The 26,808-nt window shown below is 72.6% G+C and carries 26 protein-coding genes; 14 read left to right on the forward strand and 12 right to left on the reverse strand.

Annotation, left to right across the window (positions count from 1 at the left end; translation table 11 throughout):
* Window positions 1-133 precede the first annotated feature (133 nt).
* A complete protein-coding gene (locus tag ACLQ2N_RS00445; RefSeq protein ID WP_425808301.1) occupies window positions 134-904 on the forward strand; it encodes a hypothetical protein in 771 nt (256 codons plus the stop codon).
* An 11-nt stretch (window positions 905-915) separates the two neighbouring features.
* On the opposite strand, the gene ACLQ2N_RS00450 is transcribed toward ACLQ2N_RS00445, so the two are convergent.
* Window positions 916-1,431, reverse strand: coding sequence for a hypothetical protein (locus ACLQ2N_RS00450; protein ID WP_425808302.1), 516 nt, complete (start codon window positions 1,429-1,431; stop codon window positions 916-918).
* A gap of 23 nt (window positions 1,432-1,454) precedes the next feature.
* On the reverse strand, window positions 1,455-2,576 hold the full coding sequence (locus ACLQ2N_RS00455; RefSeq protein WP_425808303.1) for a magnesium and cobalt transport protein CorA: 1,122 nt from the start codon (window positions 2,574-2,576) through the stop codon (window positions 1,455-1,457).
* Window positions 2,577-2,980: 404 nt separating this feature from the next.
* On the opposite strand from ACLQ2N_RS00455, the gene ACLQ2N_RS00460 reads away from it, so the two are divergent.
* A complete protein-coding gene (locus tag ACLQ2N_RS00460) occupies window positions 2,981-3,565 on the forward strand; it encodes a suppressor of fused domain protein (protein ID WP_425808304.1) in 585 nt (194 codons plus the stop codon).
* Between the two features lie 6 nt (window positions 3,566-3,571).
* On the opposite strand, the gene ACLQ2N_RS00465 is transcribed toward ACLQ2N_RS00460, so the two are convergent.
* Window positions 3,572-4,819, reverse strand: a complete 1,248-nt coding sequence (locus ACLQ2N_RS00465) for an MFS transporter (RefSeq protein ID WP_425808305.1) — start codon at window positions 4,817-4,819, stop codon at window positions 3,572-3,574.
* 205 nt (window positions 4,820-5,024) lie between these two features.
* Between ACLQ2N_RS00465 and ACLQ2N_RS00470 the strand changes: the two genes are divergently transcribed.
* From ACLQ2N_RS00470 to ACLQ2N_RS00480, 3 genes are all read left to right on the forward strand, one after another.
* Window positions 5,025-5,669 carry a DUF6758 family protein gene (locus tag ACLQ2N_RS00470; RefSeq protein ID WP_425808306.1) on the forward strand — a complete coding sequence of 215 codons (645 nt, stop codon included), beginning with the start codon at window positions 5,025-5,027 and terminating at the stop codon, window positions 5,667-5,669.
* A 76-nt stretch (window positions 5,670-5,745) separates the two neighbouring features.
* Window positions 5,746-6,612, forward strand: a complete 867-nt coding sequence (locus ACLQ2N_RS00475) for a PHP domain-containing protein (RefSeq protein ID WP_425808307.1) — start codon at window positions 5,746-5,748, stop codon at window positions 6,610-6,612.
* 139 nt (window positions 6,613-6,751) lie between these two features.
* Window positions 6,752-7,357, forward strand: a complete 606-nt coding sequence (locus ACLQ2N_RS00480; protein ID WP_425808308.1) for a MarC family protein — start codon at window positions 6,752-6,754, stop codon at window positions 7,355-7,357.
* A gap of 91 nt (window positions 7,358-7,448) precedes the next feature.
* Here the strand turns inward: ACLQ2N_RS00480 and ACLQ2N_RS00485 are convergent, their stop codons facing one another.
* Window positions 7,449-7,601, reverse strand: a complete 153-nt coding sequence (locus tag ACLQ2N_RS00485; protein ID WP_018105503.1) for a hypothetical protein — start codon at window positions 7,599-7,601, stop codon at window positions 7,449-7,451.
* 209 nt (window positions 7,602-7,810) lie between these two features.
* Here ACLQ2N_RS00485 and ACLQ2N_RS00490 point away from each other — a divergent pair, with 209 nt between their 5' ends.
* On the forward strand, window positions 7,811-8,698 hold the full coding sequence (locus ACLQ2N_RS00490; RefSeq protein WP_425808309.1) for an NYN domain-containing protein: 888 nt from the start codon (window positions 7,811-7,813) through the stop codon (window positions 8,696-8,698).
* A gap of 31 nt (window positions 8,699-8,729) precedes the next feature.
* On the opposite strand, the gene ACLQ2N_RS00495 is transcribed toward ACLQ2N_RS00490, so the two are convergent.
* Both ACLQ2N_RS00495 and ACLQ2N_RS00500 read right to left on the reverse strand, forming a co-directional pair.
* On the reverse strand, window positions 8,730-9,575 hold the full coding sequence (locus tag ACLQ2N_RS00495) for an alpha/beta fold hydrolase (RefSeq protein WP_425808310.1): 846 nt from the start codon (window positions 9,573-9,575) through the stop codon (window positions 8,730-8,732).
* Window positions 9,576-9,717: 142 nt separating this feature from the next.
* A complete protein-coding gene (locus tag ACLQ2N_RS00500) occupies window positions 9,718-11,640 on the reverse strand; it encodes a DEAD/DEAH box helicase (RefSeq protein WP_425808953.1) in 1,923 nt (640 codons plus the stop codon).
* 444 nt (window positions 11,641-12,084) lie between these two features.
* Between ACLQ2N_RS00500 and ACLQ2N_RS00505 the strand changes: the two genes are divergently transcribed.
* Window positions 12,085-12,819, forward strand: coding sequence for a ferritin-like fold-containing protein (locus ACLQ2N_RS00505; RefSeq protein WP_425808311.1), 735 nt, complete (start codon window positions 12,085-12,087; stop codon window positions 12,817-12,819).
* A gap of 12 nt (window positions 12,820-12,831) precedes the next feature.
* On the opposite strand, the gene ACLQ2N_RS00510 is transcribed toward ACLQ2N_RS00505, so the two are convergent.
* From ACLQ2N_RS00510 to ACLQ2N_RS00525, 4 genes are all read right to left on the reverse strand, one after another.
* Window positions 12,832-13,101, reverse strand: coding sequence for a hypothetical protein (locus ACLQ2N_RS00510; protein WP_425808312.1), 270 nt, complete (start codon window positions 13,099-13,101; stop codon window positions 12,832-12,834).
* Window positions 13,102-13,289: 188 nt separating this feature from the next.
* Complete coding sequence (locus ACLQ2N_RS00515) at window positions 13,290-13,517, reverse strand: DUF3107 domain-containing protein (protein WP_374781919.1); 228 nt, start codon at window positions 13,515-13,517, stop codon at window positions 13,290-13,292.
* Between the two features lie 142 nt (window positions 13,518-13,659).
* The gene (locus ACLQ2N_RS00520) at window positions 13,660-14,301 is read right to left on the reverse strand and encodes a TetR family transcriptional regulator (protein ID WP_164398457.1); all 642 of its coding nucleotides are present in this window, start codon (window positions 14,299-14,301) and stop codon (window positions 13,660-13,662) included.
* A gap of 168 nt (window positions 14,302-14,469) precedes the next feature.
* The gene (locus tag ACLQ2N_RS00525) at window positions 14,470-14,685 is read right to left on the reverse strand and encodes a hypothetical protein (protein ID WP_425808313.1); all 216 of its coding nucleotides are present in this window, start codon (window positions 14,683-14,685) and stop codon (window positions 14,470-14,472) included.
* 110 nt (window positions 14,686-14,795) lie between these two features.
* Here ACLQ2N_RS00525 and ACLQ2N_RS00530 point away from each other — a divergent pair, with 110 nt between their 5' ends.
* The 7 genes from ACLQ2N_RS00530 (at window position 14,796) to moeZ (ending at window position 23,468) form a co-directional block, all read left to right on the forward strand.
* Window positions 14,796-15,761: an alpha/beta fold hydrolase gene (locus tag ACLQ2N_RS00530; protein ID WP_425808314.1), complete on the forward strand. Its 966-nt coding sequence runs from the start codon at window positions 14,796-14,798 to the stop codon at window positions 15,759-15,761.
* A complete protein-coding gene (locus ACLQ2N_RS00535) occupies window positions 15,746-17,074 on the forward strand; it encodes a DUF3152 domain-containing protein (RefSeq protein ID WP_425808315.1) in 1,329 nt (442 codons plus the stop codon). The genes ACLQ2N_RS00530 and ACLQ2N_RS00535 overlap by 16 nt, the downstream gene beginning before the upstream one ends.
* A gap of 180 nt (window positions 17,075-17,254) precedes the next feature.
* Window positions 17,255-19,003, forward strand: coding sequence for a glycosyltransferase (locus ACLQ2N_RS00540; protein WP_425808316.1), 1,749 nt, complete (start codon window positions 17,255-17,257; stop codon window positions 19,001-19,003).
* 61 nt (window positions 19,004-19,064) lie between these two features.
* Window positions 19,065-20,261 carry a hypothetical protein gene (locus tag ACLQ2N_RS00545; RefSeq protein WP_425808317.1) on the forward strand — a complete coding sequence of 399 codons (1,197 nt, stop codon included), beginning with the start codon at window positions 19,065-19,067 and terminating at the stop codon, window positions 20,259-20,261.
* 162 nt (window positions 20,262-20,423) lie between these two features.
* Complete coding sequence (locus ACLQ2N_RS00550; RefSeq protein WP_425808318.1) at window positions 20,424-21,389, forward strand: NAD-dependent epimerase/dehydratase family protein; 966 nt, start codon at window positions 20,424-20,426, stop codon at window positions 21,387-21,389.
* Window positions 21,377-22,204, forward strand: a complete 828-nt coding sequence (locus tag ACLQ2N_RS00555; protein WP_425808319.1) for a spherulation-specific family 4 protein — start codon at window positions 21,377-21,379, stop codon at window positions 22,202-22,204. Before ACLQ2N_RS00550 ends, ACLQ2N_RS00555 begins: the two co-directional genes overlap by 13 nt.
* Window positions 22,205-22,289: 85 nt before the next feature.
* Window positions 22,290-23,468, forward strand: coding sequence for an adenylyltransferase/sulfurtransferase MoeZ (moeZ, locus tag ACLQ2N_RS00560; protein WP_018105519.1), 1,179 nt, complete (start codon window positions 22,290-22,292; stop codon window positions 23,466-23,468).
* Window positions 23,469-23,530: 62 nt separating this feature from the next.
* Here the strand turns inward: moeZ and ACLQ2N_RS00565 are convergent, their stop codons facing one another.
* The gene (locus ACLQ2N_RS00565) at window positions 23,531-25,057 is read right to left on the reverse strand and encodes an alpha/beta hydrolase (RefSeq protein ID WP_425808320.1); all 1,527 of its coding nucleotides are present in this window, start codon (window positions 25,055-25,057) and stop codon (window positions 23,531-23,533) included.
* Window positions 25,058-25,129: 72 nt separating this feature from the next.
* Complete coding sequence (locus ACLQ2N_RS00570; protein ID WP_425808321.1) at window positions 25,130-26,728, reverse strand: alpha/beta hydrolase; 1,599 nt, start codon at window positions 26,726-26,728, stop codon at window positions 25,130-25,132.
* Between the last annotated feature and the right edge of the window lie 80 nt (window positions 26,729-26,808).

The following is a 26,808-nucleotide window of genomic DNA, read 5'->3' on the forward strand; positions in this document are numbered from 1 at the left end:
TGATCAGGCTAGCCCGTACGGTCCCGGACCGCCCCGGCTGGCCGTCCGTACGGCTCCGGGTCCGATGGCGTAGGCCACCCGGGTACGCTGCCGTCTGCCACCCCCCACCATGGATACGAGAGGCAGTGCGCCTGTGACCTCTTCCGCCCCGGCCGTACGGACCCGCCGCCGGAACGCGTCCCTCGCCCTCGCGCTCTGCGCGGGGCTGACCGCGGCGCTGACCGCGTGCGCGGGCGACGACCCGGACGAGGGGACCAACGGCGCCGGCAAGCTCTCCGCGCCGGAGATCGAGAAGAAGGCGCAGACCGCGGCGGACTCCGCCGACGCCGTGCGGCTCGCCGGGACGCTGGTCAGCAAGGGCGGCACCTACACGATCGACATGCGGCTCAAGAACAAGGGCGGCGCGGGCTCCGTCACCTCGAAGAACAGCACCTTCACGCTGCTGCGGATCGGTGACGAGCTCTACCTCAAGGCCGACGCCGGCTTCTGGAGCCACGACGACGGGGGCACGGCGGACACCGGCGAGGGCGGCACGGCGGCGGCCGACAAGCTGGAGGGCAAGTACGTCAAGGTTCCCGAGGGAGACCCCACGTACAAGCAGCTGAGCGGCTTCACCGACAAGAAGGTGCTGCTCGACGGGATGCTCACGCTGCACGGCAAGCTCACCAAGGGCGACCGCGACAAGGTGGGCGGGGTGCGCACGGTGCGGATCATGGGCGGCGAGGGTGCGGGCGGCGCACTCGACGTGGCGCTGGAGGGCAAGCCGTATCCGCTGCGCTTCGCCCGGGGCGGCGGCGGAGGCGTGATCACGCTCGCCGACTGGGGCAAGGACTTCACACTGAAGGCCCCCGCGAAGGACGAGACCGTCGACTACGGCAAGCAGCTCCCGAAGACGTCGTCCTGAGGGGTCGCGCGCTACGTGCGCAGTGAGCGCTTCAGCAGGCGCGGCAGGCCCGCCGGGACCGGCAGCCGGGTCGTCGCCGTCGTGGGCAGCGGAGCGGCTGCCCCGGAGGTCTCGGGCAGCTCGGTGTGCGCGTCCAGGGGCGTGAGCCGGACGACCCGGCACTCGCGGGCCCAGCGGTCCACCATCTGCTCCGCGTCCGGCGCGTTCAGCCGCTTGCCCTTCAGCTCGGCGACGGCGGCCTCCCACTCCTCGGAGTGCGGGGCGAGCACGGTGACCGAGGCGGACCAGGCGACGAGGCGGCCGCCCTTGTCCTTGCTGCGGACGGTCACCTCGGCGGTGGCGCCCTCGGTGAGCCCGGCCGGGAGCGGCTGCTCGCCGGGGCCGTCGCCGACGAGATGGGCGGCGCCCTCGTGCCATACGTGCCACAGCGCCCGCGCCGCGCCCGTGGAGCGGACCCAGACGAGGCCCGACTTCTTCGTGGCCTCCTCGACGAGGGCCGGCCCGAGCAGCGTGTCAGCAGCAGTCATGGAGCAGAGCTTAATGGGGACGCTCAGAGCCAGCCGTTGCGCTTGAGCATGCGGTGGATGGAGAAGCAGACCACGCCGATGAAGCCCATGACCATCGGATAGCCGTACGTCCAGCCCAGCTCCGGCATGTGCGTGAAGTTCATGCCGTAGACCCCGCAGATCATCGTCGGTACGGCGACGATCGCCGCCCAGGACGTGATCTTGCGCATGTCCTCGTTCTGCGCGACGGTCGCCTGCGCCAGGTTGGCCTGGAGGATGGAGTTCAGCAGTTCGTCGAAGCCGATGACCTCTTCCTGGACCCGCACCAGGTGGTCGGCGACGTCCCGGAAGTACTTCTGGATGTCGGGGTCGATCAGCCGCATGGGCCGTTCGCTCAGCAGTTGCATCGGACGCAGCAGCGGGGAGACGGCCCGTTTGAACTCCAGCACCTCGCGCTTGAGCTGGTAGATCCGCCCGGCGTCCGAGCCGCGCGCGCTTCCCTTGTCCGGCGTGGAGAAGACCTCGATCTCCACCTCGTCGATGTCCTCCTGCACCGCGCCTGCCACCGCGATGTAGCCGTCGACCACGTGGTCGGCGATGGAGTGCAGCACGGCGGAGGGGCCCTTGGCCAGCAGCTCGGGGTCGTCCTCCAGACGGTGGCGCAGCGCGCGCAGCGAGCCGTGGCCGCCGTGCCGCACGGTGATGACGAAGTCCCGGCCGGTGAAGCACATGACCTCGCCGGTCTCCACCACCTCGCTGGTCGCGGTCAGTTCGGCGTGCTCGACGTAGTGGATGGTCTTGAAGACGGTGAACAGCGTGTCGTCGTAGCGCTCCAGCTTCGGGCGCTGGTGGGCGTGGACCGCGTCCTCCACGGCCAGCGGGTGCAGTCCGAACTCCCGGGCGATGCCCGCGAATTCCTCCTCGGTCGGCTCGTGCAGCCCGATCCAGGCGAAGCCGCCCTTCTCCCGGACCCGGAGCATCGCCTCGCGGGCGGTGCGGCAGGTGCCGTCCGTCTCGGCGAGCCGGCGGCCGTCGCGGTAGACCGCGCAGTCGACCACGGCGCTGGAGGTGGACGGGTCGCGGGTGGCGTCGTAGCCGTTGTGCAGGGGGGCGGTCTTGCGCAGGGAGGGGCGCACGACGGCGCGCAGGTCACGGATCATCGACATGGCTGGCTCCTTCACGGAGGGCCGTCGTCGGGGGCGTGGAACAGCCCGGAATGGGGACGTGGACTCACATCCGCAAAGCGGGCGGCACCGCGGCGGCACGATGACGGCGTTCGCTACAGACAGGCAAAAAGATGTGCTCTTCCGTCATGCGACATGCCAGGGCCCCGACCGGGTGTCAGATCACACGGAGGGGCGTCCGGCGGAAGAGCGGTTGGTACTGCACGATCGACTCGGATCCACCGCAGCCCCACCTCCTCCTGCCGGTCCCCCGTGGGGGATGACGTAGCGCCGGGACTTGAGAGCGACGCTTCAGCGTGCTGTCCCGGGCCGACACCCCAGGCTAGCAGCCAGTACAGGGCCAATCCCTTACTTTGCCCGTTCCATACGCGACCTATGCTCGCGGCATGGCAGAAATTCTCGCTCTGGTCGAGGCGCGGCTGCGGACGGCCCTCGGTGAACCGGACGCACGTGCGGCAGTGACGTTTCTCGGGACGGACCGGATCGAGGTGCTCCGGTTCATCGACGGTGACATCGTGCGGTACGCCACGCTCGGCATGTCCGCCCAGCCGATGTCCGACCCGACGGCCGTCGTGGCCGACCCGCTGAAGGGCCCGCGCGCCGAACTGGTCCTGTCGGTACGGGGCGGACTGGCCGACACCGACCAGGTGCTGCGCAAGCTCGCGGTGCTCGCCGCCTCGCCCCAGGTGGAGGGCCTGGTCGTGGCGCCCGGCGCCTCGCTGGACGTCGGCGAACCGCTGTGGCCGGGCGCGCCGTTCACCTCGGTGCTCGTCGCGGAGGGCGGGGGGCTGGTCGAGGACCTGGAGCTGGATGAGCCGCTGGAGCCGGTGCGGTTTCTGCCGTTGCTGCCGATGACGTCGAACGAGGCCGCCTGGAAGCGGGTCAGGGGTGCGCAGGAGCTCCAGGAGAAATGGCTGTCGCAGGGGACCGACCTGCGCGATCCCCTGCGACGTTCCGTGACTCTCGACTGACGGGCGTCAGTTGGCGAAGACCGTGACGCCGTCCTCCGTGGCGTGCTTCGGCTCCAGCTCCTCCGCCTCGTGGGTCAGCGCGGAGCGCCGTACCCAGACCACGACCGCACCGATCACCGAGGCGGCGGCGGCGACCACGAACGGGATGTGGATGTTGCTCCACTCCTCGATCTTCGGGGCCAGGTAGGGCGCCGCGGCGGCGGCGAACCAGCGGACGAAGTTGTAACCCGCACTGGCCACCGGGCGCGGCGCGTCCGAGACGCCGAGCGCCAGCTCGGTGTACACGGTGTTGTTCATGCCGATCAGGGCGCCGGACACGATGGTGCAGACGATGGCCGTGGTGTGGCTGCCGTAGCCGAGGACCACCAGGTCCGCGGCGAGCAGCACCAGCGAGGCGCCGAGCACCTTGAGCGAGCCGAACCGCTGCTGGAGCCGGGGCGCGACGAGCACCGAGAACACCGCGAGCAGCAGGCCCCAGGCGAAGAAGACGGCACCGGACTTGTACGGCGTCATGTTCAGCACGAACGGGGTGAACGCCAGGATCGTGAAGAACGCGTAGTTGTAGAAGAACGCGGACGCCGCGACGGAGGCGAGCCCGCTGTGGCCGAGCGCCTTGACCGGATCGAGCAGCGAGGTCTTGCGGGCCGGCTTGGGCTGCTCCTTCAGGAACGCCGTGATGCAGACGAAGCCGATCGCCATCAGCGCGGCCGTCCCGAAGAAGGGGTAGCGCCAGCTGGCGTCCCCGAGCAGCGCGCCGAGCAGCGGCCCGCACGCCATGCCGAGGCCGAGCGCCGACTCGTACAGCAGGATCGCCGCCGAGCTGCCGCCGGCCGCCGCGCCGACGATCACCGCGAGCGCGGTCGAGACGAACAGCGCGTTGCCCAGGCCCCAGCCGGCCCGGAACCCGACCAGCTCCCCGACGGACGAGGAGGTGCCGGAGAGCGCGGCGAAGACCACCACGAGCGCCAGCCCGGCCAGCAGGGTCTTGCGGCCGCCGATGCGGCTGGAGACGAAGCCGGTCACGAGCATCGCGACGGCGGTGATCAGGAAGTACGAGGTGAAGAGCAGGGACACCTGGCTGGGTGTCGCGTCCAGGCCCTTGGCGATGGACGGCAGGATCGGGTCCACCAGGCCGATGCCCATGAACGCGACGACCGAAGCGCCCGCCGTGGCCCAGACGGCCTTCGGCTGGCGCAGGATGCTGACCGGCTCCTGGTTGAACGGATCCTCTCCCGTTACTGCCTCTGTGGGCATGGGCCTCTTCCTCTCCACTGGCTCCGCTGGATCGATGCGTTATGCACAGAATAAGTTAGAGAAGCTAATGAATGCAAGTTACATCTAAATTTCCCCGGGGGTGCCCGGTGACCCCACGGTGCGCGGGGTAGAGGGGCCTGGGTGCGCGGCGCGCAAGGGTGATCGTCCTTGACGCGGCGACGGCCGGAGAGGACCGTGGGAAGGTATGAGGGGCGAACCGAGTTGCCCGAAGTGCGGAGGCCGGGTGAGGGCGCCGGGGCTCTTCGCCGACACCTGGCAGTGCGACGTCCACGGCAGCGTCCATCCGCTCCAGCCCGTCGTCCCGCCGAGCGTCGAGGCGCTCGGCGTGGTGGTGCACCGGGCGCGGGTCCCCGTGTGGATGCCCTGGCCGCTCCCGGTCGGCTGGCTGTTCACCGGCGTCGCCTGCGCCGGTGACGACCGCACCGGTGGACGCGCCACCGCCGTCGCCTGCTCCGGACCCGGACCGCTCGGCGGCATGGGCGAGTTGCTGCTCGTCGCCGAGGAACTGGGCGTCGGGCTCGGCGCGCGGTACGCCGGCATCGACGGTCCCGACCCCGGGCCCCTGCTGCGCGTGGACGGCCCCCCGGACTCCAAGGTGCTCGCCGCCGGACGCCCCACACCCCTCTGGCATGTCAAGCACGCCCCCGCCGACCGCGCCGTCTTCGCGGGCGAGGCGCGCGGCCTGTGGCTGTGGGCCATCGTGTGGCCCGAGCAGTCCGGACTGCTCATGTACGACGAGCTGGTGCTCACCGACCTGCGCGACGCCGGGGGAGAGGTCGACCTGGTGCCCTGCGGCGCCCTCACTCCCCGCCTGCTGACGGGCCCCTGACGCCGGGCGGACCAAGCGCGCGCGCCGGTTATCCTGGGGTGTCCCCCGTCCGGCCGCGAGCACTGGAGTACGAGTCGTGCGCATCGATCTGCACACCCACTCCACCGCGTCGGACGGCACGGACACCCCGGCCGAGCTGGTGCTGGGCGCCGCCGCTGCGGGCCTCGACGTCGTCGCCCTCACCGACCACGACACCCTGCGCGGGCACGCCGAGGCCGCCGCCGCGCTCCCGGAAGGGCTCACCCTCGTCCCGGGCGCCGAGCTGTCCTGCCGCGTCGACGGCGTGGGCCTGCACATGCTGGCGTACCTCTTCGACCCGGACGAGCCGGAGTTCGCCCGCGAGCGCGAGCTGGTGCGCGACGACCGGGTGCCGCGCGCCCGGACCATGGTCCGCAAGCTCCAGGACGTGGGCGTCCCCGTCACCTGGGAGCAGGTCGCCCGCATCGCCGGTGACGGCTCCGTCGGCCGGCCGCACGTCGCCACCGCCCTCGTCGAGCTGGGCGTCGTCCCGACGGTCTCCGACGCCTTCACGCCGGACTGGCTCGGCGACGGCGGCCGCGCGTACGCGGAGAAGCACGAGCTGGACCCCTTCGACGCGATCCGGCTCGTGAAGGCCGCGGGCGGCGTCACCGTCTTCGCCCACCCGGCCGCCGTCAAGCGTGGTCGTACGGTGCCCGAGGCGCGGATCGCCGAGCTGGCCGCCGCCGGGCTCGACGGCATCGAGGTCGACCACATGGACCACGACGAGCCGACCCGGACCCGGCTGCGCGCACTGGCCCGCGAGCTCGGGCTGCTGACGACCGGCTCCAGCGATTACCACGGGAGCCGCAAGACCGTGGAGCTCGGCGCGTACACCACCGACCCGGAGATCTACGGCGAGATCACCCGGCGCGCCACGGGAGCCTTCCCGGTGCCGGGCGCCGGCGGACCCGCCACCGCCTGACAGCACCCGGGCCCCGCCCGCGTACGCCGCTCATCCCTTCACCGCACCCCGCCGCCGTCCGGCATGCCCGGCGGCCCCGAGGTGCGTCTCTTCCCCGCGGTCACCGCCGCACACCCGCTCACTCCCCACAAGGCTCACCGTGTTCGACGTCGCTGTCTTCGGATCCCTTTTTCTCACCCTTTTTGTGATTATGGATCCGCCCGGAATCACCCCGATCTTCCTCGCCCTCACCGCCGGCCGCCCCGCCAAGGTGCAGCGCCGGATGGCGCTCCAGGCCGTTGCCGTCGCCTTCGGCGTCATCGCCGTCTTCGGCGTGCTCGGCCAGCAGATCCTGGACTACCTGCACGTCTCCGTGCCGGCGCTGATGATCGCCGGCGGGCTGCTCCTGCTGCTCATCGCGCTCGACCTGCTCACCGGCAAGACGGACGAGCCGACGCAGACCAAGGACGTCAACGTCGCCCTCGTACCGCTCGGCATGCCGCTGCTCGCCGGTCCCGGCGCGATCGTCTCGGTGATCCTCGCCGTGCAGCACGCCGACAGCGTGGCGAGCCAGGTCTCGGTGTGGACGGCGATCCTCGTCATGCACGTCGTGCTCTGGCTGACCATGCGTTACTCGCTGCTGATCATCCGCGTCATCAAGGACGGCGGGGTCGTGCTCGTGACCAGGCTGGCCGGCATGATGCTGTCCGCCATCGCCGTGCAGCAGATCATCAACGGCGTCACCCAGGTCATCCAGGGCAGCTGACCGGGGCCCGGACGCAACAGCGCCCCCGCACGGTCGTTCCGTGCGGGGGCGCTTCGTCTTCGTTATGACGGCAACTCACATCGGCAAGGTGTTACGAAGCCGGACTTTCGGCCGGGCGGATGTAGATGCGCTGGCCCGTGGCCGCGGCCTGCTGCACGATCCGCTTGACGGAGGCGGCGTCCACGACGGTGCTGTCCACGGCGGTACCGTCGACATCGTCGAGTCGCATGATCTCGAAGCGCATAGGGCTTCCCTTCGTCTGATCCTCCTGCTGGAGAACTACGGGGAGGACGGTGTCCCGTCCGCAAGGATGAGGAGCGCCAGGCATGTCTGTCGAGCGCCCCACACCGGGTACAACGGCTTGCCCCCTGCAATCATTCCCTACGCTAAGGAAATTTTTCGGATGTCTAAATACCCGTTGGTAATCAGGCGTACGGGCGCGACGGGACGCGCATGAACGACGCGGAGATCGGCGAGCGGCTGGACCGCACCAACGCACTGCTCGAACGCGTGCTCGCCGAGGTCTCGAAGACCCCGTCGACCCACGCGATCTTCGTGGACGCGGGCTACGTCTACGCCGCCGCCGGGCTGCTCGTCACCGGCACCGAGGACCGGCGCTCCTTCGACCTCGACGCCGAAGGGCTGATCGAGGCGTTCATCGACAAGGCCCGCACCATCTTCGCGGACAGCCGGCTGCTGCGCGTGTACTGGTACGACGGGGCCAGACGCCGCATCCACACCACCGAGCAGCAGACCATCGCCGAACTCCCCGACGTCAAGGTCAGACTCGGCAACCTCAACGCCAACAACCAGCAGAAGGGCGTCGACTCCCTCATCCGCACCGACCTGGAATCGCTCGCCCGCCACCGGGCCATCAGCGACGCCGCGCTCGTCGGCGGCGACGAGGACCTGGTCTCGGCCGTCGAGGCCGCCCAGGGATACGGCGCCCGCGTCCACCTCTGGGGCATCGAGGCGGGCGAGGGGCGCAACCAGGCGGAGCCGCTGCTCTGGGAGGTGGACAGCCAGCGCACCTTCGACCTGGACTTCTGCCGCCCCTACGTGACCAGACGCCCCGTCACCACGTACGAGGAGGACGCCCCCGTGCCCTCCCGCGAGGACGTCCACTTCGTCGGTGCGCAGATCGCGGCGGCCTGGCTCGCCGCGCGCGGCCGTGAGTCCCTGGCCGACCTGCTGCCCGGGCACCCCTTCCTGCCGGGCTCGGTCGACCAGGACCTGCTGCACGAGGCCGAACGCCTCCTCCAGCGCTCGCTGCGCGGCCATCCCCCGCTGCGGCGCGCACTGCGCGACGGCTTCTGGCAGCACCTCCAGTCCCAGTACTGAGACCCTGCGGTACGGGCACTTTGGGGGTGACCTACAGGCTGTCCCAGAAGGAGGCGAGCGCGGCGGCGGTCGCCTCCGGCCGCCCCGTGTTGGGGGAGTGCTCGGCGCCCTCGATCCGGGTCCGGCGCGCCCCCAGGCGCCCCGCCATCTCGTCCAGCACCGGCACCGGCCAGACGTCGTCCACCTCGCCGGAGACGACATGGACCGGCAGCCCGGTCGCGGCGAGCTCGGCCACCCGGTCCGGCTCGGCGGCCAGCTGGCGGCCCGTCGCGATCAGCTGGGCCGGACGGTGGAGCAGCCACCGCCGCCGCAGGTCCTCGCCGCCCGTCTCCGCCTCGGCCGGCGGGTCGAAGGCGCGCATCGCGTCCCAGACGGCGCTCATGGTCATGGTGGCCAGCGCGTCACCGAGGATCTTCAGCTTGACCTGCTGAGCCTCGACCACCTCGGCGGGCCCCGAGGACATCAGCGTCAGCGAGCGGAACGGCGCCGCGTCCAGCAGGACCGCGGCCCGGCAGAGCTGCCCCCCGAGCGAGTGCCCCAGCAGGTGCACCGCGCCCTCGCCGGCGCCGAGCGCGGCCGTCTGCGCGAGCACGTCACGGGCCAGCTCCTCCTGCGCGTACTCCTGGAGGTCGTCCGTCCCCGGGCTCTCGAACTGCCCGCGCCCGTCGACGGCGACGGCCCGGTAGCCGGCCTCCGCGAGCGGTTCCAGCAGCGCGATGAAGTCCTCCTTGCTGCCGGTGTACCCGGGCACCAGCAGGGCGGTACCGCGCGGAGTCCCGGTGGGGGCCGCGTCCAGCACGGCGAAGTCCCCGCGCGCGGTGGGCAGCGCACGGGCACGGGCGCAGGAGGGCGGGGTGAAGGTGGGTGGCCTGCTCATGGAACGAGGTTAGAACGTTCCGCGCGCCCGCGAACGACGGGCGGCCCGCGCCCGCGAACGACGGGCGGCCCGCGCCCGCGAACGACGGGCGGCCCCGGGGAAGAGTTCCCCGGGGCCGCCCGTCAGGTGTTGCGTGGTCCGCTCAGCCCTCGGCCTTCGCGGTGGCGCGCGGTGCCCGGCGCCGGCGCGGCTTGGCCTCGCCCTCGGCGGTCGCTGCCTCCGCCACGGCCTCCGTCTTCGGCTTGGGGGCCGTACGCGTACGACGGCGCACCGGCTCGGGCTCGGAGATCGGCGCGATCTGGAAGTCGACCTCGTCCTCGACCGGCTTGACCACCCGGCGGCGGCGCGGCCGCGTGACGGCGGGCGCCTCCGGCTCGGCCACCGGCTCGGCCTGGAACGCGGCCTCCTCGGCCACCGGCTGGGCGGCGCGGGCCCGGCGGCGACGCGGCTTGGCCTCGGCCTCGGCGGTCGCGGTCTCCGCGACGGCCTCGGCGGCGACGGCCTCCGTCTTCGGCTTGGCGGCCCGGGTCCGGGTGCGCTTCTTCGGCGCGGCCTCGGCCTCCGGCTCGGTCACCACGGCCGCGGGGGCCTCGGCCACGGCGACCGCGGCCGTGGCGACCGCGGCCTCCGCCGCGATGGCCTCCGCCGCACCGGCACGGGTGCGCCGGCGGCGGCGCGGGGTGCGCGGCGCGTCGGCCGACGCCTCGGCCTCGGCGGCCGGGGCGGGCACGGTCGCGGCGCCCTCGTCGACCGACGAGCCGCCACGGGTGCGACGGCGCTGGCGCGGGGTGCGCGGGGCCCGCTCCTCGCGGGCGGGCGGCGCGGCGGACTTGCGGCCGCGGCCGCCGGTCTCGCCGAGGTCCTCGATCTCCTCGGCCCCGAGACCGGCGCGGGTGCGCTCGGCGCGGGGCAGAACACCCTTGGTGCCGGCCGGGATGTCGAGGTCCTCGTAGAGGTGCGGCGAGGTGGAGTACGTCTCGACCGGGTCCGGGAACTTCAGGTCCAGGGCCTTGTTGATCAGCTGCCAGCGCGGGACGTCGTCCCAGTCGACCAGCGTGATCGCGATGCCCTTGGCGCCCGCGCGGCCGGTGCGGCCGATGCGGTGCAGGTAGGTCTTCTCGTCCTCGGGGGACTGGTAGTTGATGACGTGCGTCACACCCTCGACGTCGATACCGCGGGCGGCGACGTCGGTGCAGACCAGCACGTCGACCTTGCCGTTGCGGAAGGCGCGCAGGGCCTGCTCGCGGGCGCCCTGGCCGAGGTCGCCGTGGACCGCGCCGGAGGCGAAGCCGCGCCGCTCCAGCTGCTCGGCGATGTCCGCCGCGGTGCGCTTGGTGCGGCAGAAGATCATCGCGAGCCCGCGGCCGTCGGCCTGGAGGATGCGCGAGACCATCTCGGGCTTGTCCATCGAGTGGGCGCGGTAGACGTACTGCGCCGTGTTCTTGACGGTCGTGCCCTCGTCGTCGGGCGAGGTGGCGTTGATGTGCGTCGGCTGCGACATGTAGCGGCGGGCCAGCGAGATGACCGCGCCCGGCATGGTGGCCGAGAACAGCATGGTCTGGCGCTTCGCCGGCAGCATCGTGATGATGCGCTCGACGTCGGGCAGGAAGCCCAGGTCCAGCATCTCGTCGGCCTCGTCGAGGACGAGCGCGCGGACCTGGGACAGGTCCAGCTTGCGCTGGCCCGCGAGGTCGAGCAGCCGGCCGGGGGTGCCGACGATCACGTCGACGCCCTTCTTCAGCGCCTCGACCTGGGGCTCGTAGGCCCGGCCGCCGTAGATCGCGAGGACCCGCACGTTGCGCACCTTGCCGGCGGTGAGCAGGTCGTTGGTGACCTGCTGGCACAGCTCGCGGGTGGGCACGACGATGAGGGCCTGCGGGGAGTCGGTCAGCTCCTCCGGCTTCGCGCGGCCCGCCTCGACGTCGGCGAGGACGGTCACGCGCTCCAGCAGCGGGAGGCCGAAGCCGAGCGTCTTGCCGGTGCCGGTCTTGGCCTGGCCGATGACGTCGGAGCCGGAGAGGGCGACCGGGAGCGTCAGCTCCTGGATGGGAAAGGGGGACGTGATGCCGACGGCCTCAAGGGCCTCGGCCGTCTCGGAAAGAATCCCGAGGTCTCGGAACGTAGTCAGGGTGCTGCCTCTTCTGTGAGATGCGGTCCGAGGCGAACGAAGGGGGTCGTACCGTGCCGGGGTTGGTCATCCGGCGGAAAAGCCGGGTGGCGCGGGACCACTGCCGTCGCTCGAGCGCTCGTGCCGCTGAGGGGGCCCCTCATCTGCGGTCGTACGTGTGCACGCACCGCGTGGAGGGCTGTCGGGTCGGAGCCGATCGGGCCACCGACCGGGCATCCTCATTCAATTTCGCGCCACGAGCAGATGCAAAGTGCTCAGTAAGCGCATTACCACTGTACCCCGGATCCGCGCATCTGTGTGGGGCGAATTCGTCGGAACGGTGTGACGTCGGTCGTCGGGCGGGCCCTTCCGCCGCCGCCCGGGCGGGCTATTCTGCGCTGCATGGAGACGCCTGACAACGCCAACGAAGCCCCCGCGACGACCAGAATCGCCGACCAGGACTGGGCCACCGCGTCCGCGCAGCCGCAGTACCGGGCCGCCGTCGTGGATCTGCTGGGTGCCCTCGCCTACGGGGAGCTCGCGGCCTTCGAGCGGCTCGCCGAGGACGCCAAGCTGGCGCCCACGCTGGCCGACAAGGCGGAGCTGGCGAAGATGGCGTCCGCCGAGTTCCACCACTTCGAGCGGCTGACCGAGCGGCTGACCGCCATCGAGGTCGAGCCGACCGCCGCCATGGAGCCCTTCGCCCGGGCGCTGGACGACTTCCACCGCCAGACCGCCCCGTCGGACTGGCTGGAGGGCCTGGTCAAGGCGTACGTCGGCGACTCGATCGCCAGCGACTTCTACCGGGAGGTCGCGGCCCGCCTGGACTCCGACACCCGCTCGCTCGTGCTCGCCGTGCTGGACGACACCGGTCACGGCAACTTCGCCGTCGAGAAGGTGCGCGCGGCGATCGAGGCGGACCCGAGGGTCGGCGGCCGGCTGGCGCTGTGGGCGCGGCGGCTGATGGGCGAGGCGCTGTCGCAGGCGCAGCGGGTGGTCGCGGACCGCGACGCGCTGTCGACCATGCTGGTCGGCGGGGTCGCCGACGGCTTCGACCTGGCGGAGGTGGGCCGGATGTTCTCCCGGATCACCGAGGCGCACACCAAGCGCATGGCCGCGCTGGGGCTGGCCGCGTAGAGGGCCCGGATGTCAGGCGGCGGCCGACCGCCTCAGCCGGCGGCTGCGGGGCCGGACCAGCAGGGACACCGTCACGGCGGCGATCAGTGCGGCGCCCACCACGACGGCCGCCGCGTGGCCCGGGCCGAGCACCGAGTGCATCAGGGACGCGCCGAACACGCCGCCGAGCGCCCCCGTGCCGAACACGGTCCGACGGGCCGGGAGCCGGCCGGGGAGCGAGCGCAGCGCCGCCCAGGAGAGGACCACTCCGAGCACGACGGCGCTCAACGTTTCCAGGATCACGGACGATCACCTCGCAGGGATACGGAACGGGCGCTTCGGTCCTGCTGGTACTACCCGTGAGCGACCGCTCACAACCCTCCCGCGCACCGGCTTCGCCCGGCCGCCGTACCGCCGGTCCGGGTGCGGGCGCCGAATGAGGAGCGGCCCGGCGGTGATTCCCGCCGGGCCGCTCCTCGCGTTCGTACGCTCTACAGCGCGCCGAACCCCACCCGTCGGGTGCTGGGCTCGCCGATCTCCACGTAGGCGATCCGGTCCGCCGGTACCAGGACCTTGCGGCCCTTCTCGTCCGTGAGGCTCAGCAGCCGCGCCTTGCCGGCGAGAGCCTCGGACACCGCGCTCTCGACCTCTTCGGCGGAAAGCCCGCTCTCCAGAACGATCTCCCGGGGCGTGTGCTGCACCCCGATCTTGACCTCCACGGCTATGTCCCTCCGACGGTCAGTCCCTGCGCGGCGAACCGCGCCGTACGCAGCACACATTAGCCCGCTGAGGGGACTCGTCAGGGCGCTTGGGGGTGTCTTGCCGGCCACGCCCGCAGCGAACACGGCGCCGCGCGGGCGGTCAGTGCTGATCGATGCCGTGCAGGGGGAAGCCCGCGATGCCGCGCCAGGCCAGCGAGGTGAGCAGCTGGACCGCGGTGTCGCGCGGAATGGCCGACCGGCTCGACAGCCAGTAGCGGGCGACCACCTGGGACACCCCGCCGAGGCCCACCGCGAGGAGCATGGACTCCTCCTTGGAGAGGCCCGTGTCGCCCGCGATCACGTCGGAGATCGCCTCGGCGCACTGGAGCGAGACCCGGTCCACACGCTCGCGCACGGCGGGCTCGTTGGTCAGGTCGGACTCGAAGACCAGCCGGAAGGCGCCGCCCTCGTCCTCCACGTACGCGAAGTACGCGTCCATCGTCGCGGCCACGCGCAGCTTGTTGTCCGTGGTCGACGCCAGCGCCGTGCGCACGGACTGGAGCAGCGACTCGCAGTGCTGGTCGAGGAGGGCCAGATAGAGCTCCAGCTTGCCCGGGAAGTGCTGGTAGAGCACCGGCTTGCTGACCCCGGCGCGCTCCGCGATGTCGTCCATCGCCGCGGAGTGGTAGCCCTGCGCGACGAAGACCTCCTGCGCGGCTCCCAGCAGCTGGTTGCGTCGGGCGCGGCGGGGCAGGCGAGTGCCCCGCGGGCGCGCCGCCTCGGTCTGCTCGATGGCTGTCACGCCGCCTCCCAAATTCGTGGTCCGACACAGCCGTTCCGTACGTGCCGCGCCATACCGACATCGTACTTTTGGGTAACCCGGGTATGCGCGGCGCGGACGCAGAATTTCACGGACCGGACGGCTGCGGTAGCCGCAGATTGTCCGCCCCGGCGGGCAGAGCGGGACGTATCAGCGGTAATCGTCCTCATCCTGTGGGACCGCACGGGCCTGGTCCGCCGCGTCCGCCTCGCTGGCGCCGCTGCGATCGAGGTCTGTGAGCGGTTCGTCCCCCTCCGGACGGAGGTCTGCCTGCTGCTCGGCGGCGTCCGCCTCGGGCGTCTCCTGGTCGGGCTCGTCCGGCTGGACGTCCTCGAAGGTCTCCGGGTCCCTCGGGTCGACCGTCATGGTGACTCCCTTCCTCGCTTCGAGCCTATGAGGTACCCCGGAAAGCCGCTATGCGATCGTGTGACGGCGAACACATGAACCCCGGTGTGATCATCTCGTAACATTGCCGCATGTCTTCGACCGAGCTGCCGGGAGTCCGCGCCGCCGCCGCAGCGGTGTCACCCACGGTGAGCGCCGTCAGGGTCGCGGAGGGGGAGCGGATGCGCTCCGTCGAGCTGCCCGGGCTGACGCTGACCGTCCGTTCGCGGCCGTCCCGGGGGCCCGGGCTGCCGCCCGCCCTCTTCGTGCACGGGCTCGGCGGCTCCTCGCAGAACTGGTCGGCCCTGATGCCGCTCGTGGACGACCTGGCCGACTGCGAGGCGGTCGACCTGCCCGGCTTCGGCGACTCGCCGCCTCCGGACGACGGCAATTACTCGGTCACCGGACACGCCCGCGCGGTCATCCGCCTTCTGGACGCCCAGGAGCGCGGGGCCGTGCACCTGTTCGGCAACTCGATGGGCGGCGCGATCGCCACCCGGGTCGCCGCGGTCCGCCCCGATCTGGTGCGTACGCTCACGCTCATCTCGCCCGCGCTCCCGGAGATCCGAGTCCAGCGCACGGCCGCCCCGACCGCGCTGCTCGCACTGCCGGGTGTCGCCTCCCTGTTCGCCCGGCTCTCCCGGGACTGGACCGCGGAGGACCGCACCCGCGGAGTCATGGCACTCTGTTACGGCGATCCGGCACGGGTCTCCGAGGCGGGCTTCCGCGACGCGGTGGCCGAAATGGAGCGCCGGCTGGAACTGCCGTACTTCTGGGACGCCATGGCGCGTTCCGCCCGTGGCATCGTCGACGCGTACACGCTGGGCGGACAGCACGGGCTGTGGCGCCAGGCCGAGCGGGTGCTCGCGCCGACCCAGCTGGTGTACGGCGGACGGGACCGGCTCGTCTCGTTCCGGATGGCCCGCAGGGCGTCCGCGGCCTTCCGCGACGCGCGCCTGCTGACACTGCCCGATGCCGGGCACGTGGCGATGATGGAGTACCCGGAGGCGGTCGCCCAGGCGTTCCGGGAATTGCTCGACGAATGCGGCGGGAGCTGATCCAGGGCGTGGGACGACACAGCCGGAAGGGCCCCGGGCCCAGCGCGCCCGGGACCGGGCAGGCGGAGCCGAACGAAGCGGGGCGCGAGGCCGCCCGGCCCGTCGCCGGCACCGGACGGCGCAGACGGCAGGCGGGACCCGCGCCCTTCGCGGGGGCGCCCGAGGTGCGCGGCGGCCACCCCGAGCAGCGTGAACCCGGCGGCGGCTGGGGTACGGGCCCCATGCGCGCCCCGGGCCGCCCCGGCCTCCAGGCGCCCGCGCCCAGCGCGCGCCCCGGCGCTCCGCGCCCCCCGCACCACCAGCAGGCCGCCGGTACCCGGCCGCTGATACCGGGCCCGCGGCGCGAGTTCGTCGACGCCTTCGACAGCCCGCCCGCACCGCCCGCCCCGCGCCGGCGCGACCCGGTGGCCGACGACCCGCACCCCTCCGTCACCGACCGGGACAGCCGCGAGCCGGAGACCCGGAGCGACGCGGAGGGGACCCCGGCCAAGGAGGCCAGGGGAGGCAAGGGCCGTACGCTCACCGGTATCGCGGCCGCCGCGGTGACCACCGTGCTCGCGGTCGTCGTGGCCGGGCAGGTCGCCCACGACAGCACCTCCGGGAACGGCGCCGCGCGGGCGGCGGAGGTCGACCGGGACGACGCGGGCGACGCGTCACGTTCGGACAGCCGTACGACCCCCTCGCCCGAGGCGGCGGCGGTCAAGCCCCTTACGTATGAACAGAAAATGGCCAAGCCCTATCCGCTGTCGCCGGCGCTGACGGGCTCGGGGAAGTTCGAGACCGTGCCCGGCTCCGCCAAGGCGCCCGGCAAGGGGACGGTCCACCGCTACCGGATCGATGTGGAGAAGGGCCTCGGGCTCGACGCCCAGCTGTTCGCCCGGGCCGTCCAGAAGACCCTCAACGACGACCGGAGCTGGGCGCACGACGGCGACATGACCTTCGAACGGATCTCCGAGGGTGAGCCGGACTTCGTCATCACGCTGGCGAGCCCCGGCACCACCGGTGCCTGGTGTGCCAAGTCGGGCCTCGACACCATGGAGGACAACGTCTCCTGCGACTCGGCCGCCACCGAGCGCGTGATGATCAACGCCTATCGCTGGGCACAGGGTTCGGCCACCTTCGGACCGGACAAGCTGTTCTCGTACCGGCAGATGCTCATCAACCACGAGGTCGGCCACCGGCTCGGCCACAACCACGCGAGCTGCCGGACGGAGGGCGCGCTCGCGCCGGTGATGCAGCAGCAGACCAAGACGCTGGATCTCGACGGCATCGAATGCCGCCCGAATGCCTGGGTCTACCCCACCGCCGAGTAACCCTCAGTTTCTATAGCGCGACAGAACGCTATTCCGCCGGGAAAGTTACGCCGGTTCACCCCTTTCGGTGGCGCGATGGACAACCGTCCGTCGCGCCACCGGCGTATCCGCTTACGGTCGTCCCGCCGCGAGTCGCCGAAGGAACGGCGGCCGTTCATCAGGGAGATCGGGGGTGCGCTCGTGCGGATCGGACTGCTCACCGACGGTGGTTATCCGTACGCGACCGGTGAATCCAGGCTCTGGTGCGACCGGCTCGTACGCGGGCTCGCACAGCACGAGTTCGACCTCTTCGCGCTCAGCCGCTCCGCCGAACAGGAGGCGGCCGGCTGGGTCCGGCTCCCTCCCCAGGTCGCCGGCGTGCGCACCGCGCCCCTGTGGACCGCCGACGAGGACACCCTCGGCCTGCACGCCCCCCGGGGGCCGCTGGCCCGGCTGCTGACGGGTGGGGGCGCGCGGATGTACGCCCGGCGTGAACGGAGGCGCTTCACCGCGCACTTCGCGGGCCTCGTGGCCTCCGTCTGCGCCGCCGCGGGCAGTGAGCGAAGCCGCACGGACACGGAGGCGGGCGGCCACACGGAGGGCGGCGCGGGAGCGCGGCTCACGGACGAGCGGTTCACCCGGGGGCTCTACGGACTCGCCGACCTCGCCCGGGAACACGGCGGACTGCCCGCGGCCCTGCGCTCGGAGACGGCCGTGCGCGTCCTGGAGGCCGCCTGCCGCGCGCCCGGCACCGGCCGCACCGTGCAGAGCGCCACCGTCACCGACCTGCTCGCCTTCACCGCCGAGCTGGACCGGGTGCTGCGTCCCCTCTCGCTCGACTGGTACGAGGAGGACGGCCTCGGTGCCGTGGACCTCTGCCACGCGACGGCGGGCGGTGCCGCCGCCCTGCCGGGTCTGCTGGCCAAACGCTTCTTCGGAGTGCCGCTGCTGGTGACCGAGCACTCCGTGCGGGTGCGGGCGCACTACCTCGCGTCGGGCGGTGGGCCGGCCAGCGCGCCGGTGCGCGCCCTCCTCGCGAACCTGCACGGGCGGCTCGCCACCGAGGTGTACCGGCAGGCCGCGCTCATCACCCCCGGCAACACCCACGCCCGCCGCTGGCAGGAGCGCTGCGGTGCCGACCCCGCGAAGGTGCGGACCGTGTACCCCGGCATGGACGCGGCCCGGTTCGCCGCGCTCGGCGAGAGCGAGGACGGCGGCGGGCCCGACACGCTCGTCTGGGTCGGCCGCATCGAGCCCGCCAAGGACCTGGCCGGGCTCCTGCGCGCCTTCGCCGAGGTGCGCCTGGCCGAGCCGGACGCCAGGCTGCGGATCATCGGTGCCCCGGCCCCCGGCCCGGCGGGCGCCGCCTACCTGGCCCGCTGCCGCACGCTGGCCGACGAGCTCTTCCCCGAGGAGGACGCCGTCGCCTTCGAGGAGATCGGCGGGCCCGAGGTCCCGGAGCTGGCGCGGGCGTACGCGGCGGGCGGCGTCGTGGTGCTCTCCAGCGTGGTGGAGGGCTTTCCGATCAGCCTGGTCGAGGCGATGTTCTGCGGCCGGGCCACGGTGTCGACGGACGTCGGCGCGGTGGTCGAGGTCATCGGCGGTACGGGTCTGGTGGTCCCACCGCGCAACCCCCGGGCGCTCGCGGACGCCTGCCTCGCGCTCCTGCGCGACCCGGAGCGCCGTGCGCGCCTGGGGGCGGCGGCGCGCGCCCGGGCGCTCGAACTCTTCGGCGTCGAGCAGAATCTCGCCGCCTTCCACGGCATCTACCTGGAGCTGATCGCGCGGGCGCCGGTACGCGAGAGGCCCCGGCCGGCCGCCCACGACGGCCCGCGCCCCTTCGCCACCCCGCCGGAGGCCCACGTCCTGGGCCCCTGGCCGGAGCCGCCCGGCCGGGAACGCGCCGACCGCACCCCCAGCTGGGCGGGCGCGGGGGGCGGCGATGCGTAGCCATGAGACGGCGGGCCCGCCCGGCCCGGCACCGGGCGAACAGCACCACGGAGGAACGACGATGAGCCGCGAGGGGCACCAGGGGGACGCCGCCCCGGCGCCCGACGCCGGAGTCGGGAGCGCGCCCGCGCGCGCCCCCGAAGTGGCGCACGCGCACCCCGCGCCGCGCAAGACCGTCGTCGGCCGGCGGGGGACCGCCGACCCGGTGCGGGCGCTCATGCACCGCCACCGGGACCTGTGCGAACGGGCCGTCGATCCACTGGAGATCGCCGCCGGTCTGGAGGCTCACGGCGTCACCGACCGCACCGCCGCCCGCTACCGGCACCGCGACGTGTTCTCGCTCGCCGAGGAGCTCTTCGCGCGGGTCCCGGCGGTCGCGGCGGAGCCCGTGCCGGAAGGCCCTGCCCCAGCGCGCGACGTCACCACGCGCGCCGCCTGGTCCCTGCGCGCCCTGCTGCCCGGCGCCGCCTGTCTGGCGACCCTCGTCGTGCTCGGGCTGACCGACGGGGTGCTCGGCGGCGACGCCCGGCTCGCCCTCGGCTCCGCCGGGACCCTCCTCGCGCTCATCGGCCTCGCCCTCGCCCTGCGCACCGGCCCGCTGAGCGCCAGGGACGGGAGGGGGCCGTCCGGCACCGCCGCGCTCTGCGCCTGCTGGCTGCTCGGCTACGTCCTGTACGGCGACGACCTGCTCCGCCAGGTCCTCAGCGGCGGCCCCGAGGGCCCCTGGACGCTGACCCCGGCCCCCCTGCTGGGGCTCGCCGTCGCGGTGGCCCCGGCCGCCTGGTGCGTGCACCTGTTCGCCCTGTCCGCGCAGCGCCGACTGCACGGCAGCCGCGCGCTGGAGGAGTTCGGCGCGGGCGTGCGCCCCCCGCTGTTCGGCGTCGTCGCGCTCTTCGTCTGCGCCCTCGCCGGGCTGCTGTACCTGGCCCGTCTGGGCTTCGGCGCCGGCGGCTCACCGGCCGGGGCCGCCGCCTTGGGGGTCCTGCTCCTGCTGGCCCGGCTCCTGACCGTTCACGGCTTCCCCGAAAGCGCCGCCACCGGACTCGCCGCCGCCTGCGCCATGGAGGCCGCCGCTCCCGCCCTGATCCTGGCCGGCCGGCTGCCCGGGCTCCACGTGGTCGCCCGCCCCGTCGACGCCCTCATCGAGGCGGCGGGCGCCGGGGTCGTGCCCGTACTGGCCTGCGGCACCGCCGGGTTCGGCCTGCTGATCACCGCCGTACTCGCCCTCTCCCGGGCATCAGCCCACGCCGCCCCCTGAGGCGGCCCCCCGAGCCCCCCGCGGAGCCGACGCCGCGGGCCCGTCACCACCCGAACCGTACGCACCGAGACGTACGGAACAGCCTCAAGGAGACACCGACATGACCCGCCAATCCCCCGCACCGGCAGCCCGCCGTCGGCCCTCAGGCCGGGGCGGTGCGCGATGAGGGTGCTGCTGCTCGGAGCCAACGGATTCATCGGCCGGTTCGTCGCCGACCGGCTGCTCGCCGACCCCGCCGTCCACCTCACGGCACTCGGCCGCGGCGACGACGCCGACGTGCGGTTCGACCTCGCGACCGGCAGCCCCGGAGCGCTCACCCGCTTCCTGGACGCCGTCCACCCCGGGGTCGTCGTCAACTGCGCCGGCGCGACCCGGGGCGGCGCGCGCGACCTCACCCGGCACAACACCGTCGCCGTCGCCACCGTCTGCGAGGCGATGCGGCGCAGCCGCTGCACCGCCCGGCTGGTCCAGGTCGGCTGCGCGTCGGAGTACGGCCCCTCCCAGCCCGGGTCCTCCACCGCCGAGGACGCCATCCCGCGCCCCGGCGGCCCGTACGGCGTCAGCAAGCTCGCCGCCACCGAACTCGTCCTCGGCTCCGGCCTCGACGCGGTGGTCCTGCGGGTCTTCTCGCCGGTCGGCCCCGGCACCCCGGCCGGATCCCCGCTCGGCCGGCTCGCCGAGGCGATGCGCCGCACGATGCAGGCGGGGGACGGCGAGCTCAAGCTCAGCGGCCTCGGCGTGCAGCGGGACTTCGTGGACGTACGCGACGTGGCGCGGGCCGTGCACGCCGCCTCGCTCTCCGCCGCCCAGGGCGTCGTCAACATCGGCACTGGCCGGGCCGTCCGGCTGCGCGACGCGGCGGCCGTCCTCGCCAAGGTCGCCGGATACGCCGGCGCGCTCCACGAGCTGGACACGCCCCCCGCCCGCCTCCCCATCGGCGCTCCCCGCACCTCCACCGAGTCGGTCATCGAACACCTCTCGGCCACCCCGTCCCCGTACCCGGACGGCTGCGGCACCTGGCAGCAGGCCGACGTCCGCACCGCGCGGGACCGGCTCGGCTGGCGCCCCCGGATCAACCTGGAGGAGTCGCTCGCCGACATCTGGATGGAGGCGGCGTGCCGTATCTGACGAGCACCGGCACCGCCCGGCGCACCAGCGGCGCCGACCGGATCGGCTTCGGCGTCCCCGGCTACGCCCACCCGCTGCTCGCCCCGGCCGAGTGGGCCGAGCTGGCCCGTCCCGGCACCCCGCTGCACTGGGCGGTCCTCAACATCGACAACGGCCCCGGCAGCAGGCCCGACCCGCACTGCCTGGAGGCGGCCGGACGGCTCCGCAACGCCCGCGCCCGCGCGCTGCGCGAAGGGGACCCGCGCGATGCCGTACGGGCGTCCGGCGGCAGGCTGCTCGGACAGCTCGACCTCGCCCACGGCACCCGCCCGTTCGGGGATCTGCTCGCCGACGCGCGGTCCTACCTGGACTGGTACCGGGTGGACGGCTTCTACCTCGACCGCTGCCCGGCCGGCCGGGCCGAACTCCCCGCCGTCCGCCGTCTCGCCGGCACCCTGCGGGCCTTCCTCGGGGAGGACGACGGCCACCTCGTGCTGGGTCACGACACCCACCCGTATCCCGGCTACGCGGAGACCGGCGACCAGCTCGTCACGTTCCGGGGCGCGTGGAGCGACTACCGGTGGTCGCAGGTGGCGGAGTGGACCGCGGCCTACCCGCCGGGCCGCTTCGCGCACTTCGTGCACGGCGTTCCGCGCACGCATCTGGAGGAGGCGATGCGCATCGCCCGCTGGCAGGGCGCGGGGACGATCTTCTTCACCGACCGCGGCGGACGGTCCGGCCCGGGGAACGGGCACGGACAAAGCGATCCATTCGCGGCACTGCCCAGGTACTGGGACGAAATCGTCTCGCGGATCGGACCTGGTATCTCGGAATGAGGAGGGGCGTGGCAGTGTTACGGGAAGAACAACCGTACGTAGTCGAAGTACGTAGAAACCGACCACCTGCATTGTTGAGGTTCCTGTGTCGCTGCCACCCCTGGTCGAGCCAGCTGCTGAGCTCACCGTCGACGAGGTCCGCAGGTACTCCCGCCACCTGATCATCCCGGATGTCGGGATGGACGGGCAGAAGCGGCTGAAGAACGCGAAGGTGCTCTGTGTCGGCGCCGGCGGCCTCGGTTCGCCGGCCCTGATGTACATGGCCGCCGCCGGTGTCGGCACGCTCGGCATCGTGGAGTTCGACGAGGTAGACGAGTCGAACCTGCAGCGCCAGGTCATCCACAGCCAGGGCGACATCGGCAAGTCCAAGGCGCAGTCGGCCAAGGAGACCGTCCAGGGAATCAACCCCCTGGTCAACGTGGTCCTTCACGAAGAGCGGCTGGAAGCCGAGAACGTGATGGACATCTTCTCCCAGTACGACCTGATCGTGGACGGCACGGACAACTTCGCCACCCGCTATCTCGTCAACGACGCCGCGGTCCTGCTGAACAAGCCCTACGTCTGGGGCTCGATCTACCGCTTCGACGGCCAGGCGTCCGTGTTCTGGTCCGAGCACGGTCCCTGCTACCGCTGCCTGTACCCGGAGCCGCCCCCGCCGGGCATGGTTCCGTCCTGCGCCGAGGGCGGCGTCCTCGGCGTGCTCTGCGCCTCCATCGGGTCGATCCAGGTCAACGAGGCCATCAAGCTGCTCGCCGGCATCGGCGACCCGCTGGTCGGCCGGCTGATGATCTACGACGCCCTGGAGATGCAGTACCGCCAGGTCAAGGTGCGCAAGGACCCCGACTGCGCGGTCTGCGGCGAGAACCCCACCGTCACCGAGCTCATCGACTACGAGGCGTTCTGCGGCGTCGTGTCGGAGGAGGCCCAGGAGGCGGCGGCCGGTTCGACCATCACTCCGAAGCAGCTCAAGGAGTGGATCGACGCCGACGAGAAGATCGAGATCATCGACGTCCGCGAGCCGAACGAGTACGAGATCGTCGCGATCCCGGGCTCCCGGCTGATCCCGAAGAACGAGTTCCTGATGGGCAACGCCCTCCAGGACCTCCCGCAGGACAGGCGCATCGTCCTGAACTGCAAGACGGGTGTCCGCAGTGCGGAAGTCCTCGCGGTCCTCAAGTCGGCGGGCTTCGCCGACGCGGTCCACGTGGGCGGCGGCGTGATCGGCTGGGTCAACCAGATCGAGCCCGAGAAGCCGGTCTACTAGAACGCTCGGAAGGGGCCGGTCCGCATCGCGCGGGCCGGCCCCTTCGGCGTTCGCAGGCACCCCTACGAGCAGGTCTTGCCGTCCGCCGGGACCTTCCCGTCCAGGAAGTACGAGTCCACGGTGGACGTCACACAGCTGTTGCCGCCGTACGCGCCGTGCCCCTCGCCCTTGTTGGAGAGCAGCACGCCGACGCCCTCGCCCAGCTCGTCCGCCATCCTGCGGGCGCCCTCGTACGGCGTGGCCGGGTCGCCCGTCGTCCCGACGACCAGGATCGGACCGGCGCCCGGAGCGCTCGCCTCCGGGTCGTCGTGCTCGCCCTCCACCGGCCAGCCGGAGCACCACCCCGCGGTGTCCCAGGCCAGGAACGGACCGAAGACGGGGGACAGCTTCTCGAACTCGGGCAGCAGCGCCTTCGCCTCGGCCGCCGTGGGCCGGGCCTTGCCGTCCGCACAGGAGATGGCCCGCTGCGAGTGGTTCTGGGTGTCGTAGTGGCCGTTCTCGTCCCGGCCGTTGTACGAGTCGGCGAGCTGGAGCAGCGTGGTGCCGCTGCCCTTCTCGGCCTCGTCCAGGGCCCGCGTGAGGGTGGGCCAGTTGTCCTTGGAGTAGAGGGGGAGCACGATGCCGGTGATCGCCAGCGACTGGTTGAGCTCGCGGTCCGTGCCGGTCGGCAGCGGCCCGGCGTCGATCCGCTTCAGCAGCGCCGCGACCCGCCGGGTGCCCGCCTCCGGGTCCTCGCCGCGGTCCTTGAAGTAGTTCTCCAGCGCCCGCTGGAAGCCGGTCGCCTGGTTGCGGGCGTGCCCGGTGGCGTCCGCGGTCGGGTCGACGACCGCGTCGAGGACCGTACGCCCCACGCGCTTCGGGAAGAGGTGGGCATACGTGCCGCCCAGCTCGGTGCCGTACGACATGCCGAAGTACGTCAGCTTCTCGTCCCCGAGGGCCTGGCGGATCAGGTCCATGTCGCGGGCGGCGTTCGTCGTTCCGACGTACGGGAGGACCTTGCCGGACAGGCGTGCGCAGCCGGCCCCGAAGTCGGCGCCGTCCGCCATGAACGCCGTCTCCTCGGCCGCCGTGTCCGGCGTCATGTCCACATCCTGGTACGCCTTCTCCTGCGCCTTGTCGTCGCGGCACCGCACCCCGGCGCTCCCCGCCACCCCGCGCGGGTCGAAGCCCACCAGGTCGTAACGCGAGTTGAGGGTGGCGTACCCGGCGGCGGCGCGCGGCAGTATCGAGACGCCGGAGCCGCCCGGTCCGCCGAAGTTGAAGAGCATCGACCCCAGACGCTCGGACGTGTCCGTGGCCTCCTTGCGGATCAGGGCGATGCCGATTGTGTCGCCCTTCGGCTTCGCGTAGTCCAGCGGAACCTTCACCGTCGCGCAGCGCCACTCGGAGCCCGGCGCCTCACCGCCCTCGGGAGCCTCGCACCGGGTCCAGTCCAGGTGCTGCGAGGCGAGCGAAGAGGGCGAGGAGGCGGTGGAGCCGTCCGCCCGCTTGCCCGGCTTGCCGTCCGTACCGTCCTCGCAGCCCGCGAGTACCCCCGTCAGCAGCAGTGCGGCGGTGGCCAGTGCCCCGGCCCGTGCGTGTGCGACCACGTGTGCGTTCCCTCCCCGTCGAGCGCTGCCCGTACGGCAGTTCGCCCATCGTAGGGGGCACCTGCGGCCGTCCTAGCCGCAGACCGTGCCGGCCTCCGGGACCTTGCCGTCGAGCAGATAGCCGCCGACCGCCTTCTGCACGCAGGCGTCGCCGCTGTTGTACGCGCCGTGCCCCTGGCCCTTGTACGTCATCTCCACGCCGACGCCCTCGCCCAGCTCCTCGGCCATCGCCCTGGCGCCCTCGTACGGGGTCGCCGGGTCGCCGGTGTTGCCGATGACGAGGACGGGGGCGGAGCCGGGGGCGCTGACGTCCGGGGTCTTCCAGGTGCCCTTGACCGGCCAGTCGGTGCAGCCCATCAGGCCCCAGCCCAGGTAGTCGCCGAAGACCGGTGAGGCGTCGCGGAATTCGGGGAGCTTCGCCTTCGTCTCCTCCAGCGTGAACCGCTGGCGCGAGTCGGCGCAGCTGATCGCTGAGTAGGCGGCGGCGGAGTTGTCGTACCGCCCGTCGTCGGAGCGGCCGTTGAGGGAGTCGGCGAGCGCCAGCAGCAGGGAGCCGTTCCCGCCGTCGGCCTCGTCCACACCTTGTTCCAGCAGCGGCCAGGTCTCCTTGGAGTAGAGGGCCGCCGCGATGCCGGTGGTGGCCTGGGTCTCGGTCAGCTTGCGGGCGCCGATGCCCGTGACGGGCTTCTTCTCCAGCTGGTCCAGCAGGGAGGAGATGCCCTTTTCGATCTCCTTGGCATCGGACCCGGGCAGCTTGCAGGCGTCACCCCGGTCCGCGCAGTCCTTCGTGAAGTTGTCCAGCGCGAGCTGGAAGCCCTTGGCCTGGCTCAGCGAGGACTGCTCGGCGTCCTCGGTGGGATCGACCACCGCGTCCAGGACCGCCCGTCCGACCTTCCCGGGGAACAGGTGCGCGTAGACGCCGCCCAGCTCGGTGCCGTACGAGATGCCGAAGTAGTACAGCTTGTCGTCACCGAGCACCTGGCGCATCAGGTCCATGTCGCGGGCGGCGTTGGTGGTGCCGACGTACGGAAGCTGCTCACCGGACCGCTCCTCGCAGGCGGCGGCGAACCTCTTGGTGTCCTGGACGAACGCCTTCTCCTCCGCCGCGTCGTCCGGGGTGCCGTCCTCCTGGTAGCGGGCGTCCAGCTGTTTGTCGGTCTCGCACTCGACGCCGTCGCTGTTCCCCACTCCGCGCGGGTCGAAGCTCACCAGGTCGTACCGGGTGCGCAGTTTGTCGTACGCCGTACCGAAAGCGGGCAGGGTGGCGACGCCCGAGCCGCCGGGGCCGCCGAAGTTGAAGATGAGCGAGCCGATCCGCTTCTTCGGGCTGATCGCCTTCGCGCGGATGAGAGCCAGCTCGACGGTGGCGCCGTCCGGCTTCGCGTAATCGAGGGGGGCCTTCATGGAGGCGCACTCCCAGTTCGCCCCGCCGGGCAGCGGGGAGGGCGGGTTTCCGCCGCCCTGGGCCTGGGAAGGCGCGGGGCACTTCTTCCAGGTCAGCTTCTGGGAGGCGAGGCCGGACGGGCTGCCGGTGGCGGCGTTCGCCGCGCGGCCCTGGCTCGTCGGGCCGGCGGGTTCCGTGTCACCGCCGTCCGCACAGCCGGCGAGGGGGAGCAGCACGGTCACGGTGGCGGCGAGGGCCGCGGCGCGCAGGGCAGGGGAGGTCCTCATCGCTCCATGCTGCGGTGGCGGCGGGGTCCGCGCACGGGGTGCCGGGCCAACTGGGTGGCCCGTGCACGTAGGGTCGGGCG

Origin of the sequence: Streptomyces sp. DT224 (assembly GCF_049844595.1) — a bacterium.
In the GTDB taxonomy this organism is placed as follows: Bacteria; Actinomycetota; Actinomycetes; order Streptomycetales; family Streptomycetaceae; genus Streptomyces.